This is a genomic window from Bacillota bacterium, from assembly GCA_013314855.1.
Classification (GTDB): domain Bacteria; phylum Bacillota; class Clostridia; order Acetivibrionales; family DUMC01; genus Ch48.
Genome location: JABUEW010000021.1, coordinates 23,269 through 44,838, shown reverse-complemented (window position 1 = coordinate 44,838; position 21,570 = coordinate 23,269). Strand labels below are relative to the sequence as shown.

General features: G+C 36.9%; 24 protein-coding genes. 3 read left to right on the top strand and 21 right to left on the bottom strand.

Features of this window, described 5'->3' with window-relative positions:
• Positions 1-303: 303 nt before the first annotated feature.
• The 16 genes from HPY74_05400 to cobT all read right to left on the bottom strand — a co-directional run bounded on the left by HPY74_05400 (position 304) and on the right by cobT (position 12,589).
• Positions 304-729 (bottom strand): type II toxin-antitoxin system VapC family toxin, encoded by a 426-nt coding sequence (locus tag HPY74_05400; GenBank protein NSW90116.1) that lies wholly within the window; start codon positions 727-729, stop codon positions 304-306.
• Positions 701-991 (bottom strand): hypothetical protein, encoded by a 291-nt coding sequence (locus tag HPY74_05395; GenBank protein NSW90115.1) that lies wholly within the window; start codon positions 989-991, stop codon positions 701-703. Before HPY74_05395 ends, HPY74_05400 begins: the two co-directional genes overlap by 29 nt.
• Positions 992-1,473: 482 nt before the next feature.
• Positions 1,474-1,866: a HEPN domain-containing protein gene (locus HPY74_05390; protein ID NSW90114.1), complete on the bottom strand. Its 393-nt coding sequence runs from the start codon at positions 1,864-1,866 to the stop codon at positions 1,474-1,476.
• Positions 1,856-2,215: a nucleotidyltransferase domain-containing protein gene (locus HPY74_05385; GenBank protein NSW90113.1), complete on the bottom strand. Its 360-nt coding sequence runs from the start codon at positions 2,213-2,215 to the stop codon at positions 1,856-1,858. Before HPY74_05385 ends, HPY74_05390 begins: the two co-directional genes overlap by 11 nt.
• Before the next feature lie 331 nt (positions 2,216-2,546).
• A complete protein-coding gene (locus HPY74_05380; GenBank protein ID NSW90112.1) occupies positions 2,547-2,930 on the bottom strand; it encodes a retropepsin-like domain-containing protein in 384 nt (127 codons plus the stop codon).
• Positions 2,931-3,176, bottom strand: a complete 246-nt coding sequence (locus HPY74_05375) for a hypothetical protein (protein ID NSW90111.1) — start codon at positions 3,174-3,176, stop codon at positions 2,931-2,933.
• 247 nt (positions 3,177-3,423) lie between these two features.
• A complete protein-coding gene (locus HPY74_05370; GenBank protein NSW90110.1) occupies positions 3,424-4,065 on the bottom strand; it encodes an HAD family hydrolase in 642 nt (213 codons plus the stop codon).
• 212 nt (positions 4,066-4,277) lie between these two features.
• Positions 4,278-4,418 carry a hypothetical protein gene (locus HPY74_05365; protein NSW90109.1) on the bottom strand — a complete coding sequence of 47 codons (141 nt, stop codon included), beginning with the start codon at positions 4,416-4,418 and terminating at the stop codon, positions 4,278-4,280.
• Between the two features lie 279 nt (positions 4,419-4,697).
• A complete protein-coding gene (gene zupT, locus HPY74_05360) occupies positions 4,698-5,513 on the bottom strand; it encodes a zinc transporter ZupT (GenBank protein ID NSW90108.1) in 816 nt (271 codons plus the stop codon).
• A 292-nt stretch (positions 5,514-5,805) separates the two neighbouring features.
• Entirely contained in the window at positions 5,806-7,257 is a 1,452-nt protein-coding gene (gene hydG, locus HPY74_05355) for a [FeFe] hydrogenase H-cluster radical SAM maturase HydG (GenBank protein ID NSW90107.1), read from the bottom strand.
• A 25-nt stretch (positions 7,258-7,282) separates the two neighbouring features.
• A complete protein-coding gene (gene hydF / locus HPY74_05350) occupies positions 7,283-8,509 on the bottom strand; it encodes a [FeFe] hydrogenase H-cluster maturation GTPase HydF (GenBank protein NSW90106.1) in 1,227 nt (408 codons plus the stop codon).
• A 441-nt stretch (positions 8,510-8,950) separates the two neighbouring features.
• Entirely contained in the window at positions 8,951-9,316 is a 366-nt protein-coding gene (locus HPY74_05345; protein ID NSW90105.1) for a DUF5320 domain-containing protein, read from the bottom strand.
• Positions 9,317-9,480: 164 nt separating this feature from the next.
• Positions 9,481-10,125, bottom strand: a complete 645-nt coding sequence (locus HPY74_05340) for a histidine phosphatase family protein (GenBank protein ID NSW90104.1) — start codon at positions 10,123-10,125, stop codon at positions 9,481-9,483.
• Positions 10,116-10,898 carry an adenosylcobinamide-GDP ribazoletransferase gene (gene cobS, locus HPY74_05335; GenBank protein ID NSW90103.1) on the bottom strand — a complete coding sequence of 261 codons (783 nt, stop codon included), beginning with the start codon at positions 10,896-10,898 and terminating at the stop codon, positions 10,116-10,118. Before cobS ends, HPY74_05340 begins: the two co-directional genes overlap by 10 nt.
• 51 nt (positions 10,899-10,949) lie before the next feature.
• Positions 10,950-11,507, bottom strand: a complete 558-nt coding sequence (gene cobU / locus HPY74_05330) for a bifunctional adenosylcobinamide kinase/adenosylcobinamide-phosphate guanylyltransferase (GenBank protein ID NSW90102.1) — start codon at positions 11,505-11,507, stop codon at positions 10,950-10,952.
• A 5-nt stretch (positions 11,508-11,512) separates the two neighbouring features.
• Positions 11,513-12,589, bottom strand: coding sequence for a nicotinate-nucleotide--dimethylbenzimidazole phosphoribosyltransferase (gene cobT / locus HPY74_05325; GenBank protein NSW90101.1), 1,077 nt, complete (start codon positions 12,587-12,589; stop codon positions 11,513-11,515).
• A 267-nt stretch (positions 12,590-12,856) separates the two neighbouring features.
• Here cobT and HPY74_05320 point away from each other — a divergent pair, with 267 nt between their 5' ends.
• The 3 genes from HPY74_05320 to HPY74_05310 all read left to right on the top strand — a co-directional run bounded on the left by HPY74_05320 (position 12,857) and on the right by HPY74_05310 (position 16,274).
• Positions 12,857-14,539, top strand: coding sequence for an OPT/YSL family transporter (locus HPY74_05320; GenBank protein ID NSW90100.1), 1,683 nt, complete (start codon positions 12,857-12,859; stop codon positions 14,537-14,539).
• A gap of 88 nt (positions 14,540-14,627) precedes the next feature.
• On the top strand, positions 14,628-15,479 hold the full coding sequence (coaW, locus tag HPY74_05315; protein ID NSW90099.1) for a type II pantothenate kinase: 852 nt from the start codon (positions 14,628-14,630) through the stop codon (positions 15,477-15,479).
• A 168-nt stretch (positions 15,480-15,647) separates the two neighbouring features.
• Complete coding sequence (locus tag HPY74_05310; GenBank protein NSW90098.1) at positions 15,648-16,274, top strand: ferritin-like domain-containing protein; 627 nt, start codon at positions 15,648-15,650, stop codon at positions 16,272-16,274.
• 69 nt (positions 16,275-16,343) lie between these two features.
• Here HPY74_05310 and HPY74_05305 read toward each other — a convergent pair whose 3' ends face one another.
• The 5 genes from HPY74_05305 to HPY74_05285 all read right to left on the bottom strand — a co-directional run bounded on the left by HPY74_05305 (position 16,344) and on the right by HPY74_05285 (position 21,430).
• Complete coding sequence (locus tag HPY74_05305; GenBank protein ID NSW90097.1) at positions 16,344-17,411, bottom strand: class II aldolase; 1,068 nt, start codon at positions 17,409-17,411, stop codon at positions 16,344-16,346.
• An 81-nt stretch (positions 17,412-17,492) separates the two neighbouring features.
• Positions 17,493-18,785: an L-rhamnose isomerase gene (locus HPY74_05300; protein ID NSW90096.1), complete on the bottom strand. Its 1,293-nt coding sequence runs from the start codon at positions 18,783-18,785 to the stop codon at positions 17,493-17,495.
• 129 nt (positions 18,786-18,914) lie between these two features.
• Positions 18,915-19,604, bottom strand: coding sequence for a vitamin B12 dependent methionine synthase (locus HPY74_05295; GenBank protein NSW90095.1), 690 nt, complete (start codon positions 19,602-19,604; stop codon positions 18,915-18,917).
• 49 nt (positions 19,605-19,653) lie between these two features.
• Positions 19,654-20,871, bottom strand: coding sequence for a tyrosine--tRNA ligase (locus HPY74_05290; GenBank protein NSW90094.1), 1,218 nt, complete (start codon positions 20,869-20,871; stop codon positions 19,654-19,656).
• Positions 20,872-20,956: 85 nt separating this feature from the next.
• On the bottom strand, positions 20,957-21,430 hold the full coding sequence (locus tag HPY74_05285; GenBank protein ID NSW90093.1) for a DUF134 domain-containing protein: 474 nt from the start codon (positions 21,428-21,430) through the stop codon (positions 20,957-20,959).
• Positions 21,431-21,570: the final 140 nt, after the last annotated feature.

The window sequence follows — 21,570 nt, the reverse complement described above, 5'->3', positions numbered from 1 at the left end:
TGAGTTCTGCTTCAATTTCCCGGATTATTAAGAGACTTCATGTTCATGGACTAATAAAGAAAATTAAGGGTACATACAAATACTATTTGACCAAATTGGGTAAGACTGTAATAACAACTGGACTCAGAGTAAAGAATCTGTTTGTAGTGCCTGAATTAGCTGGTATTCAGGTAACTTCATTCTGATTTTTTTCCACTTTGAGATGAATTTTGACCTTAAGGGACTAAGATTATTTAGTCATATTTTCCAAGTCTGAAATAACAGAACTATAAGTTGATCTACCCAATTTATCCCCCATTGATTTCAATGCTTTAAATAATCAGCCGGTGATAGGACAGGTATATCCATTGTATCTATTTTAAGGAAATTGCAATCCCTCGTTAATATTAAATCCATTCCTGCTTTAATAGCTCCCTGCATCTGTATAGCATCTTCCGTATCAGTTATTGCCGTATTATTAAATGCTTTTTGAATGTCATTTATGGTTATATCTATGCCTTTTGCTATTTGCAAAAAATTGTTTATGATTTCTCTTGTCAATTCATAACCAATAGTCTTTTCCATAAAATAAATAAGCGTATTTATACTGCAACTGGTAACATAAATTTCTATTTCTTCATTTGCAGCTTTTAAGAATATGTCCCTGGCCTCTTCGGCAAAGGGCTGTCTTGCCAATAATAAATCCAGAATTATATTGGTATCAACGAGTATTTTTCTTTTCTTGACCATTTTTCATCACCTGTTTGCTCGGATTAAGTTTTTCACTTACTCTCTGATATATAATCTCTTCTGAATTGACATTTTCAAGCCCGGTTCCCCTCAAGCATCCATATAAACTATCCAGTATTTTACCAAGCATTTCTTTCCTTTCTACCTTTTCAAGCTTGAAAATACTGTCGCTGCCCTTCTTTTCAATATATATGCTTTGGGTTTCGGCCAATTGAAGATATTTCCCGAAGTTGTTTTGCAGTTCGGTAGAATTAATTTTCATTTACTTCACCACCTTTTGTTTGTATATCATCTATATGACATATTATATTACAATTATCTATATTTGTCAATTTGTATATAGCTAAAATGTTTTGCATATATAATAGCGATAATCAAACAACCAATATATTTCTATTTGCTTATACCTTTCAAGTTGTATGTTTATAAAACAGTTTATCAACTTACACTAAATTTCACAAAATCTCGAAATGCCCGAAATTGAGGATTTTTAAAGTAATTGGTATTTATTTCTTCATAAAAAGAAAATGCGCCCGTAGAACCGTAGCAACCAGCAATCGCAGCAATCGAGATTGTAATCGAGGTAATTCGGAATAGCAATTGAATTCTCAATATTGTGAAAGTGGTATATACAAATGAATCCAAAATTAAGCCTTGAGAAGATAATTTGTAAGGTGTAACCTATGCTTTTTAGATGAAAGCTATTACCCAGGTCGAAAAATTTTACTTGAAGTAACAATGCTGTTATGTCTGTGTTAGAAACTTTTCAATTCTATCTATAAATTTTGTTGCATTATTAATTTGATTCTCAGCATCTTTTATACTTACTATATAAAACTCATCGTAGTCACTACTATTCCTGATTTTTTGTGCACTCATAAGTATCTTGGAAAACTCTATTTCAATTTTCCCAGTCGCAATATATTTCTGATTAAAATATGCAATTATTCCTGAGTGCTTTTTAGAATCAAATTTATCCAAGGCTAATAATGCTCTTGTTGCATGAAATATAGAATAATATGAACGATTTACCGATTGTTTGTATAAACCATTTTCGAATAATAATTTTGAACTAAGCAAATCCTCCTTGGATTTTTCTAATCTGTACTTACTTAGGTCATTTTGATTATCTAACATAGAATTCCACTCCCTCATTATTTACATTCGCATAGAAAGGTACAAATGTAATATACTTCATATATTGTTTGTACTCCTGTTCTGTTATTGACACTACAAGTCCATATTTTAAAGATAATTTCACCATAGTATCAACAATAGAATCATGATAGCGTTTAATATTCTCTTGTTCATCGTCAATTAAGAGTAGAATATCCACGTCAGATTCTTTATCGGCTTCGTTTCTGGCATAAGATCCAAATAAAATAACCTTTCTAAGTTTAACACCAAATATCTTGAACATGCTTTCTTTTACCTCTGTGAGGATATTAATTATGTCTTTATTTTTTATTTTCACATTACTTGCCATAATATAATTCCTCCGGATATTTTTATTCAAGCCGCTATAAATTACTTTCCATGCATATATTCTATCGAAACACCCATTCTAAGTCAATGGATAGTTCAGAATATTGCCGGAATATTGAGATAAAAATAAAACACTTAGTTGTTATGTATCATGGGGGAATTGTATTGTTTAACCGCAAAGACCTGTATATATAATGCTTAGAAATTAAAGCATGGAAATAACGTCATAAAAGCTTTCCACAACCATATCCGCTTCAGACAGGTCCTGATTACCTAAATTAGGATTCGTGTATGCTATGCACTTGAAACACGTTAAAATGGATTCTATAATTTTAAGTTTTATTGTAGATTATAGGAATTTCTACATCTATAACAGCACGAAGTTCATTTAGTAAGTCCAGGCCGATTAAACCTGATATTTCGCCTTTGGGATCAATTTCTCCAAAGTCGATTTCATAGTTTTTAAAAGTGAAGTCCCCGATTTTCAGTTCATCTACGGTCCTATAAAAAAACTCCAAATCTCCACCAATTCCTCTGGTTTTAACCATCTTATCCTTGAAGCTTGGTGCAATTTCCAAATCAGCAACAAAAATGGAATTGATGATTGATTGCGCTGCGCCTGTATCTACTACAACATTTTTTAAAGTCTTGGACTTACCATTAAAAGTAACTGTTATATCAGTACAGATAAGCCTGTCAAACAAGTATACATTCATCTATTTTGCCACCCTGAATCCAAATATATTTCTTATCTCAAGATATATTTCTTCATGGAAAGTATGGTAAACAACCTCGCTCTCTTTGCATTTTCCAAGCTCTCTTCCAGCTTCCAAATCGCTGTCGATTGTTTTTATTACTTCCATTTCTTCAATATACTCTTTGTTATCTTCTAGATGACTTTTTAAAACTTTAAGCTTAACCCATTGATGCGGGTATGCTTGTCTTACTTCTTCCCACTTCATATAAATTCACCACCTTTATTATTGTCTGATGCTATTATACCATATTTAATATTTGGTGAAAATCAAAATGGACTATTAAATTTAAAATAAATTTTTAAAGTTTTGCCATGATATGCACATTCCTCCAAAAAATGCTTATCCACTACAAATAGAAAAGGCAAGTAGTTATCCTATATTCAAAATCTAACGTACCCTGGAGGAATTGCATTGTTTAACCGCAAAGACCTGTATATTTAATGTTTAGCAATTAAAGCATGGAAATAACATCATAAAAGCTTTCCACAACCATATCCGCTTCAGACAGGTCCTGATTACCTGAATTAGGATTCCTGTATGCTATGCACTTCAAACGGGCAGCCTTTGCAGCTTTAACTCCACTGCTTGCATCTTCAATAACAATGCAATTTTCAGGTTCTGCACCAAGCTTGGATACAGCATGCAAGAATATATCGGGGGCCGGTTTCCCTCTTTCAACATGGTCCCCGCTTACGATAACCGAAAAGTACTCTTTCAATCCTGTTTCGTTTAATACTATTTCTATATCCGCCATACTGCTTGAAGAAGCCAAGGCAATCTTAATGTTATTTTTATGTAATTTCTCCAACAATTCTCTAATACCACAAACAGGCTCAATTGCATTTTTTGCCTTAAGGCATGCCCTTACTCTTTCTGCTTCTATTTTTACCAATTCTTCTATTGACAGCGGAATATCGTATTTCTCTTTTAATTCCACCCACATGTCCACTGTCCTCACCCCAGCATACATATGTCTATGTTTATCGGTCAAATCAAGGCCAAATTCTTTAAACATTCCCATCTCAACTTCATGGTATATGGGCTCGCTATCTATTATGACCCCATCCATGTCAAAAATCACTGCCTCTAACATTGCTTCTACCTTTCCTTTCCAATTCTTTTTACCTTTGCTTTTTTATAATATTTTCTGCCGTTTTTAATATTTATTATAATATACCACATTAACCTTGTATTTAATAAATATAAAAAATATTATATGTCCAACGTTTCAACGATTTTCATTTTTACACTATGAATATGCGTTGGACATATAATAGCTTAACATATAAAATTCATTATGTTTATTTATTCTTTGTAGCCATATCCTAAGCCGCCGAAAATGCCCGGGCATAATAAGCAAATTACAACCAGAATTATTAATAGCCAGATTATCCAATTACAGCTTCCATAAGCAGGATATCCGCATACGCCCCTGTCTTCAGTCATACCGTTGACCTCCTTTCAGTTTTAATTAGAATAGCACATCCTGCGTATTCTTTTTGATAACCGTATGCTTTGGTAAAATAAGCATTATGTTTAATTTGAGTCTATAGTATAATATTCAAATAAGTATATATGTGTTACTACTAACAATGTTTTAGAAATGAAAAATAAAAAACCGGATAAAATAAAAATCCGGTCTTCTCAACAGTGATATAAAAAGGGATAAGCTCCTGCTCGCCATAGTTCATGCTGAGCTGGTGTCGGCAATGCAAATACATATATTTATATAATAAGCAATATCAGGCTTATTGCCATTAAAGCCATTCCTACCATAAGGCCTAGGATGGCAAGATGATGTTCTCCATATTCTTCTGCCATAGGAAGCAATTCATCAAACGAAATATATACCATTATACCTGCTACAGCTGCAAATAAAATACCAAAAACTATATCATTTAAAAATGGCTTAAGTATCAGGAATCCCACCAAAGCACCTAAAGGTTCTGATAATCCGGAAGCCAATGAAAGCAAAAACGCTTTTTTCTTACTCCCTGTTGCACAAAAAACCGGTATTGATACAGCCATGCCTTCAGGTATGTTATGTATAGCTATCGCAATTGCTATCATAATTCCAAGAGCAGGATCCTTAAGGGCTGATGCAAAAGAAGCAATCCCCTCAGGGAAATTATGTATTGTTATGGCAAATGCAGTAAACAAACCTGTCCTTAAAAGTCTCTTCCTGTTATAATTAACATCACAGCTTTGTATTTCTTCTATTTTATGAGATACATGAGGGTTGTCACTTGAAGGTATAAGTTTATCAATTATTGCAATAATAAGCACTCCGCCAAAAAAAGCAACTGAAGTAACCCATAAGCCTGCAGGTTCTCCCAACTTATTCACCAGGAAACTTTTTGCTTCGGGGAGAATTTCCATAAAAGATAGGTAAACCATTACTCCTGCTGAAAATCCCAAAATGAATGATAAAAATTTTGTGTTAGTCTTTCTGCAAAAAGTAGTAAAAAGACCTCCTATTCCTGCAGATATTCCTGCAAACAATGTCAAGCTGAATGCAAATAAAATGCTTCCTAAATCTATATTAGCACCAATGCTCCCCACATTAAACTCCTCCTAAAATGTTAATGATAATAATTATCATCAACATTTTAGACATAATAATGTTTTATGTCAAGCGAGTTGTGAAATATGCAAAAAGTACCACCTCAATTAAATAACTCAAACCATCTATATCAAGGTCATGTCTTTCTTCAAGTTCATTTATTAGCTTTTCTGCGCAATCCATCCCAGCCTTGGCCATCCTCCTTTTTAAGTGAGTAATAGTGTATTACGGGTTAAATCATTGATTTCATTTCATTTCCTGCTCACATGCTTAAACCCTTATATCACGTTTCCCTTCTATTTCCATTTTTTGTAATGACTCTATAATAAAGTTTTTTATTCTTTCATTTGTCATCTTATCAACATACTGTTTTATAGCTTTTTCTCCAACCTTTTTCGTTTCTTTTGAAGCATAGTCCAATAAATATTCTTTTAATGTCAATATTGCATTAGGCATACAGAAGTTATGCACAAAACTTGATTTTGCAATATCCATAAATTCTTCTCCTGTTCTACCGGCCCTATAACATGCGGTACAAAAGGATGGAATATTTCCCATTTCACATGTTTCCCTAATTACATCGTCCAGGGACCTAGTATCACCTATCTGAAATTGTTCTTTATCAGGAATCATATTTGCTTTCGACTTCTTATAACCTCCCACTCCTATTCTAGTACCTGCATCAATTTGGGACACGCCTACAGGTATTACTTCCCTCCTTACTTCCGGCCTTTCCCTGGCAGTCAGTATCAGTCCGGTATAAGGTACCGACAGCCGCAAAATAGCAACAAGTTTTTTAAAATCCTCATCACTTACAGCATATTTGGGACTTGAAGCATACGGGGTACCTATAGCCGGTTCTATTCTCGGAAAAGATATGGTATGAGGACCTACTCCATTATACTTTTCTTCCAGGTGGATTGTATGGTAAAGTAACCCCATTGCTTCAAATCTCCAATCATACAGTCCAAATAATGCTCCTATTGCCACATCATCTATTCCTGCATCCTGGGCCCTGTCCTGTGCATAAAGCCGCCAGCGGTAATGGCCCTTAATGGTATTTTCAGGGTGTACTTCTTTATAGGTTTCATGGTGATATGTTTCCTGGAACACCTGATATGTCCCTATCCCTGCCTCTTTCAGTTTTTTAAGCTCCTCCCTCGAAAGGGGCGCACAGTTTATATTAGCCCTCCTGATTTCGCCGTTCTTGCACTTTGTACTATATACTTGCTGTATGCTCTTACAAATAAAGTCTATATCTGTTTCCGGAGATTCTCCGTAAACGAGTACTGTCCTTTTTTGCCCCTCGTTTATCATTATCCTTACTTCTTCAGAGATTTCATCCATGGTAAGGGTCCTCCTGGATATTTTCTCGTTCTCGTTCCGGAAGCCGCAGTATTTACAATTGTTTGCACATTTATTGCTGATATATAACGGAGCAAAGAAAACTATCCTATCGCCGTATATTTCCCTTTTCAGTTTGTTTGCTAAAGCATACATTTCTTCTATGGTTTCCTTATCCTTGTTTTGAATAAGGATTGCCATTTCCTCAGGCTCAAGGCGTACTTTTTGGGCTGCTTTTTCAAGAACTCTTCTTACGTCGGCTTTTGACGGGTTTTCCCACTTATTAAGCTGTTTCCAGATTTTATCATCATCAATAAAATCCTTTTCCATTGAATCATACTCTTTGAATTCTTCCTTATATTTTTCTAAAAACCTCATTAATTTTCGCCTCCTAATTAATTCTCTATTCCAGTTCTTTCTTAAAAGGTTCCAATACCCTATCAAGAATTCCGTGCAAGTATGCAAGAATAATCCCGTAATTAATCATCGGAATACCACTTTTTAACGCATGCTCCTGCCTATACTCCATTTCCTTTTTGTTAAGCATACATGCGCCGCAATGGATAACCAGTCTGTATTTAGAAAGGTCTTCTTCAAAAAAACCTCCCGAAACATGGTGAAATTCAAGTTTTTTCCCCGTTTTCTTTTTAAGAAGGGTAGGTATTTTTACCGTGCCTATATCATCATCTTTACGATGGTGGGTACAACCCTCCGCTACCAGGATACAGTCTCCATCTTTTAATTTTTCTATTTTTTTTACTGCGCTATAAAAAAGCTTTAAATTCCCCTTTTGTCTTGCATAAATAATTGAAAAAGAAGTAAGAAGGATATTTTCATGAAGTATTTTTCCTACTCTATCAAAGACCTGGGAATCGGTTATAACGATCGCAGGCGGTTCAGGTAGTTTTTTAAGGGCTTCTTCCAATTTTGAATCTTGCACCACAAGGGCCATTGCATTATTGTCCAGGATATCCCGTAAAACCTGTTGTTGGGGAAGTATAAGCCTTCCCTTCGGAGCTGCTTTGTCAATAGGAGTTACCAGTATTACAAGGTCTCCCTCTTTTACGATGCCGTCAATCAAATGAAGTCTTTGGTCATCTTCTTTTTTAACCTTTGTCAGTGCTTCAATTAATTTATCGATTCCATAACCTGTTAAAGCGGAAGTCATGACAATAGGCGTATTTTCCGGTACCATATTAATGTTTTTCCCTGTATATATATTTCTAGCATCCATATTTTTAGCTTTGTCCTGTTGGTTCGCGACTATTATAAAAGGTATAGAGCGTTTCTTAAACTCTTCTACCAAACGTCCCTCCTCATCACCCCATACCATGTCGCATCCTAAGACAAGCAAGGCAATATCGGTCTTTCTCAGTACCTCTCTGGTTTTCTCAATTCTCAGCCTTCCAAGTTCTCCCACGTCATCAATACCCGGTGTATCTATAAATACTACAGGACCCAAAGGCAACACTTCCATACTTTTATAAACAGGGTCTGTTGTAGTGCCTGCCACCTCGGAAACTACAGCTATGTTTTGCCGGGTTATTGCATTTATAAGGCTTGATTTGCCAGCATTCCGCCTTCCGAACAAAGCAATATGAAGCCTGTCACCTCGCGGTGTATCATTCAAATTTCCCTTTGACAAATAAACTGTATCTGCTATTTTCATATCTACTTTCGGTGTATTAATATCTGTTTTCGCTGTATTAACTTTTAATGTATCAATCATACCTAATTTTGCCCCCTTAATATGCTTATTTGTTCCTCCTTTTTATCCAAAACAAAAACCCTTCCCCGAGGAGGAGAAAGATTCCCGGGAAAGGGTTACATGCAAGCTTACAAATAATGTAAACCAATTACTGTTTAATCTTCCTCTGTCTCAGAAAACTCCTCGACATTAGAACACTATTTTCAATAACTTATTTTTCAAAGTTCAACCTCGTTTACAATCTTGTTTAAAATTTAACAAATGCTGATTATATAATACCACTTTTAATAGAATAAAATCAACAACTTTTATCCGTACGCATTTTATTTTTTTGAGGAAAATGCGCATCTTTTATCTTATCTTTTATTCTGTATCCTTTTCAAGATTGCCCAGTTGTTCATTAACCTGCTTCAGCTGCTCTTCCAAAAAGTCTTTCTGCATTTTTAAAAATTCTTTTTCATCAGCAGCAGGTGCTGTCCTGTAAGCGCCTCCGTAGTACATTGGATACCCAGGATACCCAAAGCCTATCCACGGATATCCAAAACGTATCCATCCGGGAAGACCTGTGAGGTAAGCCATTCTTCTGAATCCACGGCCTCTTCCGAATCCAATACCGTATCTTGGAAAAGGATTCATGTATCCAGGCACGGAAAACCCTGCGCAAAAACCTGCTGCTCTGCCTGTCATTGGTCCCATTCCCATAGGACCGGTTCCATCTCCTCTTGGCATTTATTTTCACCTCCTTTTCCTTTTTTATCTTCACCAGTTATATTAGATGTACCTTTAACTGTTTTGTATATTTATTATTGACATATGCCCATAATTTATTCTAATATAATTATGGGCATATGTCAATAATTTTTTTTAATTTTTTCTAAAACCCGGATTTTGTATCAACCGTTAAGCAGAGTAAGGTAAGAATATCCCTCTTCATTTATGCATACTCTTGTCAAGCTTCCAGTTCCAACCCTGAACCTCCAAGAATATTCATCGGGCAAACCCAGCAGAAAAGCAAGCATATATCTTATACATCCGAGATGGGTTACTATTATATGGGTACATTGCCCGGTACCATGTTCCCTTTTATGCGTATCCGTGTATTTATCATCCTTTGAGGAATCAATTAGCCTTTTTGTAAAGCTCTTAATTCTTTCCTTCATCTCATAAACCTCTTCTCCATTTTTCATACAGTAATCAACATCATTTATCCAAAGCCTGTATTCATTTTCATATAACCGGCTTATTTCCTCTACTGTCAACCCTTCCCAATCACCAAAATTTCTTTCTTTAAGGTCATCTGAATAAATTATTTTTTTGCAGCCCAATTCATTGCCTATTATTTCTGCTGTTTGCACCGCTCTTTTTAAAGGGCTCGAATAGATATCCTCAACACGATCAACTTTTAACTCCCTAAGCTTTTTTGCTGCCCTTTTCACCTGCTGTATCCCTCGCCTGTTAAGGCTCACATCGGTACAGCCTAACAACACTCCTTCACTATTGGCATCTGTTTCACCATGCCTGACAATAATCAATTCCATAAGCCCATACCTCCATTAAGGGCAAAAACCATAAACAAGAAAAATGTCTGCGTCATCTCGCATATTGCCCCTAAAACATCTCCGGTAAGTCCTTGCAGCTTTTTATTAAAGTATCCGGCAGCGCCAAAGGGAAAAATTAATGCAGCCACTCCCGCTGCTGTAATTTGAATGTTTCTAAAGCAAATGATTACTACACTACACATTATAACTCCAATGACAATCTCTTTTGTACCACAAAAATTTATAAATGGCTTGCCCAATCCTCCTTCGCTTCTTGCATACTCTGATATACCCGCACTAATTATCATGCCGGTACGACCAATTACAGGCATTAAAACAATCATAGCTCTAAGAACATCTCTTGTAACCAGATAATCTGCTTCAAAATAAAATGCTGTATTAAGCAGCAATATACATATCAAAGCCAAAACCCCATGAGTCCCAATCCTGCTATCTTTCATAATTTCCAACATATTTTCCCTGGGCCTGTGCGAAAGGACACCGTCAAAAGTATCTGCAAGCCCGTCAAGATGAAGTCCGCCGGTAATTTTTATGTAAACAATATTCAACATTATAGCAACAACCAATGGAGGAAAAATAAGAGAAAATAAATAATGAAATGCTGCAAGAATACCTCCTATAAGAAGCCCAACAGGTACTGCAAAAACAAGTCCTTCTCCCAGATCCCTGTCATCTGCTTCTATTTCTTTAGGTACAGGTATGGCAGTAAGGAATTGAAGCATTAACAAAAATCTTTTCACTACTGTTTTCATAACTATTCTCAACCTCTTTCCCCATATAGTTTCCATATAGTTTTTAGGCTGCTACTTAATTTTCAGCGGAATACCCGATACACAAAAGAAAACTTCATCTGCCGCATCAGCAAGTTTTTGATTAATACGTCCGGCTATATCCCTGAAAACCCTTGACATAACATACTCAGGTACCAGGCCCATACCTACTTCGTTGCTTACTGCCACAAACAGAGGTTCTTTTTTCTTTGCTGTGTAAATGAATTTATCTATTTCACAATTAATTACTGCTTCAATATTATAAAGTTCATCAGTTTTCATCTTGTCCCAGTTACTATTGCTTTCAACCATTAAATTGGTTATCATAACCGTTATGCAGTCTAATAGCACTGCAGATTTTCCTGCTAAATTATTTTCAATTACTTTATCTAAATCCCTGTATGCTTCTACTGTTTCCCATTCTTCAGGTCTTCTTGCCCTGTGTATTTCAATTCTTATTTTCATTTCATCATCAAAGGGAATTGATGTGGCAATATAGAGCACTTTTTTTCCCTGTTCCGCTGCAAGTTTTTCTGCAAATCTGCTTTTACCGCTTCTAGCACCGCCGGTTACAAAAACTAGCTTTCCCATACCTTTCACATCCTTTTTCTTATATCCACAAGAAAATCGTTTTCCATGCTCACTTGCTCAAAAGTAGCCATTTCATTTATAATCCGTAAAGCCGCTTCTATAACATTAAACATTAGGGCACAACCCGTTCCTTCTCCCAGCCTCATACCAAGGTCTAAAACAGGAATTAGTCCCATTTCCTTCATGACAATTTGAAAACCCGGTTCTTCTGAAATATGCGAAGGTATCATATAATCTTTCGCAAAAGGATTTATTTTATATGCCATCATTGCGGCAGCAGCCGAAATAATTCCATCAATTACAACAGGTATCCTGTAACGGGCAGCGGCTAAAAAGCAACCTGTAAGTCCGGCAATATCAAATCCCCCTACTTTTGACAGCACATCGATAGGGTCGCTTTTGTCGGGTTTATTAATCTCGATTGCTCTGCTTATGACTTTTTTCTTGTTTTTAAGTCCCTCGTCTGTTAGTCCGGCTCCTTTGCCAACAGCTTCTTCTGCGCTTAAGCCCGTAAAGCTCATTATTATTGCACTGCTGCTGCTTGTGTTTCCTATTCCCATCTCTCCTGTTCCAATAAGGTCATATCCTTCGGCGATTAATTCTTCCGTTATCCTTATGCCTATTTCTATTCCTCTTATTGCTTCTTCCTTTGTCATGGCAGGCCCCTTTGAAAAGTTCCAGGTTCCTCGCCTTATTTTCATGTTAATAATGTCTTCGCAATCATAATCTTCTTTTATGCCGATGTCTACTACTCTTAGATCAGCATAGGCATGCCTGCACAAAACACTTATACCCGCCAAACCCCTGGTCATATTCACAGCTTGCATGGCAGTAATTATCTGCGGAACAGAACTTACGCCTTCTTCACATATTCCATTGTCGGCAGCCATTACAATTATACATTTTTTCTTTATATAGTTATTCAACTTACCACTTATACCTGCAATTTTAATCGCAATATCCTCCAGCCTTCCCAGACTCCCTATAGGTTTGACGAGACTATCCAGTCTTTTGGCCGCGTGTTGCATAGCTTTATAATCAGCAGGTTTAATATTGTCAACAACATTTTTTAAAAGTTCCATAAAAAATCTCCTTTCATGCTAAATATACTATAAATTTACTATAAATTTGATACACGTTGAATAAATTATGTTAAATTATGTTATCTCATATTATAAACTAATTCTATAAATTATTCCGGATATTTTGTAGTTTTTTTATATTTGTTATTTAGTCAGCACGGTCCACCATGTTTACATTTCCTTTCGTAAGTGCTATTATATATGCATAATTATACAATAAATACATAGTCAGGCCTATATATTCACTAGTAAATTGGAGGTATTGTTATGTTGAATACGTCGGAGAAGGAACGGAGTTTTGCGGGTATATACCAATTATCCTTCAGAAGCCTTTTAATAGGTGCTGTCGGTTCATGTATAATTACTGCAAGTTCAATGTATACGGCTCTTAGGATGAGTGCCCTACCATGGCCTACTATTTTCGTGGCTGTCCTCTCAATGGCTTTGTTAAAAATTCTTGGCAAGACAACCTTTAACGAGATAAATATTACCAAGACGGCCATGTCTGCCGGGGCAATGATAGCAGGAGGCCTTGCTTTTACTCTTCCTGGCCTGTGGATTACAGGCGTTTGGAGTGGTCCGGACATGTTTAGGCAGCATTTCTGGAAAGTATTGGCCATTGCTATGGCAGGTATGCTTTTAGGTACAGTGCTTACCTGGCTACTAAGGCCAAGGTTTGTTGAAGTTGAGGCTCTTCCATACCCTATAGGGGCTGCAGCAGCCGAAACAATTAAAGCAGGAGATGCAGGCGGCAAAAAATCTGCCGTGTTATTCGGAACGATGGTATTTTCAACTGTGTTTACTTTTTTTAGGGACAGCCTGCGATGGATACCGGATGTTATTGTATCCAATTGGCTTTATGCCAGGAACTTTTTTATTGGGTTGTGGGTTTCACCACTGGCAATAGGGACAGGTTACCTAATTGGTACACTTTATACAGGGGTTTGGTTTCTTGGTGCAGTTTTATCCTATTTATTGATAATTCCTCTTGGAATCACATTAAAACTCTTTCCATCCGTTGAAGACGCCGTATCATTTAAGGGTACCATAGGAATAGGCCTCATGGTGGGAACTGGTGCCGGAATTCTTATTTCATACATAATTGCCAATATTAAGCCTGTTTTAGCAAGAAGTAAAAGCAGCAAGCCTACAATAAATACTCAAGGTAACAACAAAAACTCTAAAAATGCTTCAAGTGTTAATAATACTTCCCGAACATTAACAGTTATATCAGTCGCAATAGCTTTTATACTTTCTATAGCTTGCGGCCTGCGAATTATTCCGTCAATCCTTCTTATAGCCGGAGTTTTCCTTACTTCTGCCATGGCCGCAACGATTACCGGGCAAACAGGTATTGATCCTATGGAAATTTTTGGGATAATAATTCTCCTGGCTATAAGGATATTCGTTGATGTTGACGCAACAGGTGCATTTTTCATCGCTGCCTGTGTTGCGGTATCTTGCGGTTATGCAGGAGACCTTCTTAACGATTATAAAGCGGGTTATATACTTGGCAGTAATCCCGTAGCGCAGCTAATATCACAAACAGTTGGAGGTATAGTAGGTACTGTCGTTGCAGCAGCATCCATGTTTGCAATTATTAACCAGTTTGGTGGCGTAGGTGTAGAAAAGGGTCTTCCTGCAGCCCAGGCTTTTGCTGTAAGCCAGATGGTTAACGGCATTGGGAATCCCCTGGTATTCTGGATAGCTATAACTATAGGTGTAGTCCTTTATCTCCTTAAAGTACCTGTAATGACATTAGGAATAGGAATGTACCTCCCCTTTGAAATATCATCCGTTGTTTTATTAGGCGGCCTTATACGCTTTATAGCCGATCGCAGGCGTCCCTGCTCCAATGAAACAGGTAATATTGCTGCATCGGGATTGCTGGGAGGTGAAGGCATAACCGGTGTTGCTATCGCAATTATCAGGATGGTTACAGGACGTTAAATTATTAAGAATTATTAAGATTCGGAAACTACGACAACCGGAAATGCTTATTGTTTAATTACAACCATATAGGAAGAGGGGAATTGTTTTGGGTAAAATAATTGGAATTGATATAGGAGGAAGTACAACAAAAATAGTTGGCTTTGATAACAAAAAGATATTAAGTCCCATGATAGTAAAGGCTAATGACCCAATTTCTTCAGTTTATGGAGCATTTGGCAAGTTCCTAAGTTTCAATAAATTTACTCTTGATAATATAGAAAGGGTTATGATAACAGGGGTTGGCTCTTCTTTTATAAAAGATAGGCTTTATGGGATCCCAACAGGTAAAGTTGATGAATTCTTGGCCACAGGCATGGGAGGTTTGTTTTTAAGCGGCCTGGAAAAGGCTATAATTGTAAGTATGGGCACAGGTACAGCATTAGTTGCTGCAGATAGTAAAGAAGTTAAACATATGGGAGGTACAGGTGTCGGTGGCGGAACTCTTTTAGGATTATCAAGCCTTATGCTTAATGTAAGAAGTTTCGATGATTTAATTGAAACTGCCCAGGGTGGCAACCTTTCAAATATTGACCTGACAATAGGTGATATATCTATTGATAAAAAGGTGGGAAACCTCCCACCTGAAACTACAGCATCAAACTTTGGGAAAATCAGTGATTTGGCAACAAAGGCCGATATAGCCTTAGGCATAATAAATCTTGTTTTTCAGACTATTGGCATGATATCGGTTTTCGCCACGCGCATTGATAACATAAGGGATGTTGTATTAACGGGTAACCTTACAAATGTACCTCAATCCCGGGGAATCTTTGAACAGTTGGAAAGAATATTCGGTGTAAAATTCCACATTCCTGACCATGCCGAATATGCAACAGCCTCAGGAGCAACAATCATTTGCGCAAAGGGTATGCCTTTTACTGAGGTAGGCGCAAATTAGCATCTTTTAGGAAATACAGCGATGGTGTAACACTTCTCTATATTAATTCATAAAATATTACATAGTATTAAACTTTAACCTCAGGATGTTATACAGCACTAACTTTAAGCTTAAAAAAGGTCTGAGCAATATGGAGGGATAACCGTGAAGTATTATAATACAGGCAATATGCCGTATACGCAATTTATACCGCCGTGCATGTATATGCAAGGCCAATATATTATGCCACAAATGCCCCAGCTTTTCCAGGATGTAATTGAAGGAGATTTTTTGCAATGGCCGGCTCCTGTTCCGGGTTATTCTATGGATACCATGGATGGGCAGGCGATGCCCTACAACCTGACAATGTCTTCACCTGGAATGCCGGTAAGCCCCGGAGATTTACAAACAACTCTTGAGCTTATTAAAGAAGCAATAGGTGGGGAAACTGAGGACAGGTTGTTCTATGAATATTTAATAGGTGCTGCTCCTTCAGAAGAGGATAAAAATATAATAAAGGAAATACGGGATAATGAAATAAAACATTTCGATATGTTTAGAGAATTATATAAAGAATTAACAGGGCAAATGATTCCCTGTATAACAGAAGGTGAATTCGTCAAGCCCTCATCCTTTTGTGAAGGATTGAAGACGGCAATTATGGGAGAGCAAAAGGCAGTGGAAAAATACAGAAAAATACTTTTTGCCCTTTCAAGAAGGGATCAAATCAATAAAATGATTGAGATTATTACCGATGAGTTGCGGCACGGTATCCTGTATAATTACCTTTACTCAAAAAACAAATGTACAGAATAAAAATACAGGGGGGCTGGTGTAATCATTTCTACAGCCTCCTGTATAAATTAACCTAAATTAAATAAATCCTCATCCCATGTTACCAGCATCTGATTTTTCTACTAACTTTCTTCTGTATCTTTCGCTTTCCCAGTTGCGGATATAATCCACCTGAACTCTCGTCATTGACTTAACACTCATTTTACATTCTTTTATCTTATTCACTACATAAAGGTAGGCCAGTAGGGTTTCCTCGATGGTTAGCGCTTCCTGATAATTGGTATTATATATCAATTCACCGGTTTTTGTGTTAATATTGAGCTTATTTCCCTCTCCGTCAATTGAAACACTATCATTTAGATACACCAGCTGGTCCGGATATAACACAATTTCTTCAAAAAATTTCTTACTTATATTGCTCTCTTTAAAGAAATCAATCAGATATTCTGTTTTACTTATATAGCTATTTTCTCTTTTACTGAGAGTAATCCCAGGGTAATCTTCTTTTACTCCAAGATATTCCCTAATACGGTTATTAACTTTTTCATGAAGTTCAATACAACAATATTTATTGTTCGAAGTAATTATAAGCCCATGATTTTCCATAAAAATTATTTCAGGGAACCTCCCTTTTTCGTTTTCAAAATATTTAATCCCTTCCATAATTTTTAAGGTTAGAAAAAATCCCGGGTTTACATATGGGATCCACAAGGTATCCCATTCGTTTTCAGGGAATATTTTACCAACAAGCTCTTGGCCTTCTTCCGAGCAGCAAACAATATTTGCATATACCGAATGGGTGTGTATCACGTATCTTTTCAGGATAGAATGGAATCCTGCTTCCACAGAAGGTCTTAATTTTACCAGGCCCTTCAGTTCAACAACATTATCCTGTGCAAATTTTATGCTGTCTTTTTCGTAATCGATGCCTGAATTAAGATCCACGTTTTGAAAGTATTCCTTTATGTTTTTATAATTTACAACTACAAAACCTTCACTGGAAGTGATTTGTTTTAATTTAAACCCTGATGCTTTAACCGCCATCAATTTATTGTCAAGTTTGACAGAGGTATTGCCTCCACCTCCCTGTACATATTCAGGTGAATTTCCCACAGCATGTGATATTATTTCAAGTTCATTCAAAATCTCATCGAACACTTAACCGTCCCCTTTCCAAATTAGCTAATACTAAATAGCCTAGTTCTTCATCTCTCAACTCTAACTTCTAACATCTCATCCCTAACTTCTCTTAAAAAGCACCTTCTCTTCATACTCTTTTACATCATTCAGCCATTCTGAACCTACAGGCACTCCACTTCTACTGCAATACTTATTCCAAACAGCTGAAAAAGGAAGCGTCTTTATCTCTTCCATTAAAGCCAGACGGTTTCCGAAATTGCCTTTATTCTCTTCTTCCTTTAACAATTCGGTAGGCTCCAGTAGAGCAAACATAATAGCTTTCAGCACAGACCTTGTTCCAATTACCCATGCAGTAATCCTGTTAATACTTGCATCAAAGAAGTCAAGGGCAAAATGTACTCGTTCAAACGCATTAGCCCGTTTGACTTCTTGGGCAATTGCCAATACTTCATCATTTAGCAAAACTACATGATCACTGTCCCAACGTACGCCCCTGCTTATATGTAAAAGCAGTTCATCTTGAAAAGCAAGAACTGATGATATTTTATCGGCAATACCTTCTGTGGGGTGGAAGTGCCCTGTATCAAGGCAAAGCACTACATCCCTGGAAAGTGCGTATCCCATATAAAATTCGTGAGAACCGACTACATAACTTTCAGAACCTATTCCGAACAATTTACTCTCAACAGAATCAATAAGATGGTTTTTATCATATTTTTCTTCAAACAATTTATCCAGGGAGTCTTTAAGTATAAGCCGATGGCCTAATCTATCGGCCGGAATATCCTTCATCCCGTCGGGAATCCATACATTGTTTACACATGGGGTACCCAGTTCCTTACCCATTTCAGCAGCAATTTCCCTGCACCTTTTCCCGTGGCGTATCCAGAAAGAACGTACCTCTTTATCTTTGCTGGATAGGGTAAAACCGGAATCCGCCATCTTGTGGGAAAAAAATGTAGGGTTAAAATCAAGACCTATTCCCTTTTCCTTAGCCCAATCTATCCATCTTTTAAAATGGCTTACATCAAGATTATCCCTATCTACATACTTATCCCCTGTTTCTGCATAAATGGCATGGAGGTTTACACGTTGTTTTCCCGGAATAAGGCTTAATGCCTTTTCAATATCTTGCCTCAATTCGTCGCCATTCCTAGCCCTTCCAGGGTAATTTCCCGTTGCCATAATACCTCCACCCGAAAGGCCGTCTACTCCTTTCTCAAATCCTGTTACATCATCTCCCTGCCAGCAATGAAGAGATACCTGGATATCCTTCATTTTTTTCAACACATCTTCTGTGTCCACACCATAGGCTCCATAAACCTCTTTGGCATATTCATAGGCTTTATCTATGTTTTCGTTGGTTTTTCCATTAATTTTGCAAATTTGCATTCTTTTACCTCCTTTCATTCCTTCCGCAGAAATGTATTCCCTCCAAAGAAGTTATTTCCTTTTTAGGAATACCTTATTGTTTTTTTTATCTATTATAACATATTTTATTATAAAGGAAGGGGAATATTTTTAGTAAGCAATTCCCAAACCTTTTTCAAAAGCCTCGGGGTCATATTTTGCCCTTCTTCCCGGGCACTTCTCCCTGGGGCACAGCATACAGTTTTCATAATTGAATCCCGTAGGGAATTTGATTCCCGACATTGATTTTACAGGTATCATCAAAAAGCTTTCTGCCAATTCAACCCCCGTATCCTTAACTTTTTCTCCCATTAAAGCAAACAGTTGCCTTTGCTCACTTATAGGCCAATCTTCAAGGGAGCCCGGATTCATAGTTGCAGTTTTACCGGGATTTAGCCTATTATTAAAATCTTCATTCATTTTTTTAAATGCCTCACGTAAAACCATTTCACAAAATGTGTCCGCCCAATAACGTTCAACCGGGTCATTAATAGATTTAGCCCATGTATTAAGCTCCCTGCCACAAGTAACAATATATGGGAATACCCTGTGAACATCTTTCAGGTTTACGCTCAATATCCGGCTTGTAAAACGGATACCTTCCACCACGACCCAATCTTCTCCTCTATCCTCAATATATGCTATTCCATATAAGGCTTTAGGCCTCCCTATTTTCTTTCCTTCTTCAAACAACTTCAGCACATCAGGTGAGTAATCATAATCATTATCCATCTTTAATAACTTAAAAAAATCCTCGGCATTAAATTCAATGGTGATATCATCTAAAAATATAGTATCCATGCTTTGTCCCCCCCTCCTGTAAAAACATTCAAATTTGCATGCTAAAAAGTTAAAATAGTACCTTAACAAAATTCCTTTTGCCAACCTGGATAATATCACCATTTTTTATATTTGCATCTTGTAAGTTCTCGACCCGGCTTCCATTAATTTTTACGGCCCCCTGGGCAACTAATCTTCTTGCCTCACTATTGCTGGGTGCAAAACCTGAGGAAGTAATTACTTTTATTAAGTCAACCTTACCGTTGATAAGCATTTCTTTGTTCATATTGATAACAGGTACTTCCTCTGGTATTTCTTTTTTTTGGAATACAGATACAAAATGCTTCTCTGCTTCATCTGCCGCAGCATTGCCATGATATAACTTTGTTATCTCATGGGCAAGTTGCATTTTTACGTCTCTTGGGTTTACATTTCCGCTTTCCAATGTAGCCTTTATCCTGTTAACTTCATCAGGGTGTATGTCCGTAGCCAGTTCGAAATATTTTATTATAAGTTCATCAGGTATGGACATTACTTTGCCGTACATATCCTCCGGGCTCTCGTTGACACCAATGTAATTGCCCAAACTCTTGCTCATTTTTTCCAATCCATCAGTCCCTTCAAGAATAGGCATTAATATAGCCACCTGGCTCTCCTGGCCATAATCCTTCTGAAGTGTCCTCCCCATAAGGATATTAAACCTCTGGTCCGTACCTCCCAGTTCAACGTCGGCTTTTAATACAACAGAATCATATCCCTGCATCAAGGGATAAAAAAACTCATGGATACTTATACTTTCATGAGATTCAAATCTGTTTTTGAAGTCTTCCCTTTCAAGCATCCTGGCCACGGTATACTTTGACGCAAGGGAAATGACATCAGCAAAATTCAGCTTCCCCAGCCATTCACTATTGAAACGCACTTCTGTCTTATCTCTGTCAAGTATTCTGAAAATTTGCTTTTCATATGTCTTTGCGTTCTCTAAAACCTCTTCTTTACTTAATTGCTTTCTGGTTTTAGACCTTCCTGTAGGGTCTCCTATCATGCCGGTAAAATCACCTATGATTATAACGGCTTTATGGCCAAGGTCCTGAAATTGCCTGATTTTTCGCAATACAACAGCATGGCCTAGGTGGATGTCAGGTGCGGATGGATCGAGTCCAAGCTTTACCGTGAGAGCCCTTCCCTCTTTTTGTGCCATGGTTAGCTTTGCTTTTAAGTCTTCTATAGTTATAATTTCTTCAGCACCTTTTGCAATAATCTTAATTTGTTCTTCGATTGGAATCATGCAATCTCTCCTCTCCATATTATGCATTAAATATTTGCGTATTTAAAATTTATATAACTTACATTTATAATATAACTTACATGTTTTATATCCCATGCCTGTGCCTCCAGCAATTTCTTCCACAAAACTTCATCTTTTCTCTCCGATGGCACACCACCCTTTTTGAATTACAATCAGGACAATTATATTCCCCATTCAATATTTTTTCATAATTTTCATAGCTTTCATTCCACTCCTTGCCACAATCAAGGCATTTAACAGGACATATATTGCGTGTGTAATTGCCGCCTTCTATCCTGATGGCTTTTCCGGTAACCAAGCTATCAGCAATCTTTTCCCTTGCAGCATTGAGAATCCTTTGAAAAGTCTGTCGGGATATCTCCATCCTTTCTGCACAAGTCTCCTGTTCCAATCCCTCAAGGTCCTTAAGGCGTATGGCCTCTAGTTCTTCAACTCTCAATATGTTTTCCTTAAGATTATCAGCCTCAATATCTGCCGGAGCAAAATATTGAACATTTGGTATAAATTCAACTCTTCTCCATTTAGTAGGCCTTGCCAATTATTCATCATCCCCTTAATCTTTTTATAAAAATATTCTACCACCTATTTTATAAAATTAACAGTAGTATTATCAAAACTATCTATCAAATCGGGCGCATTTTCAAATTTTGAAGAAAATAAATATTATTAAATTCTATT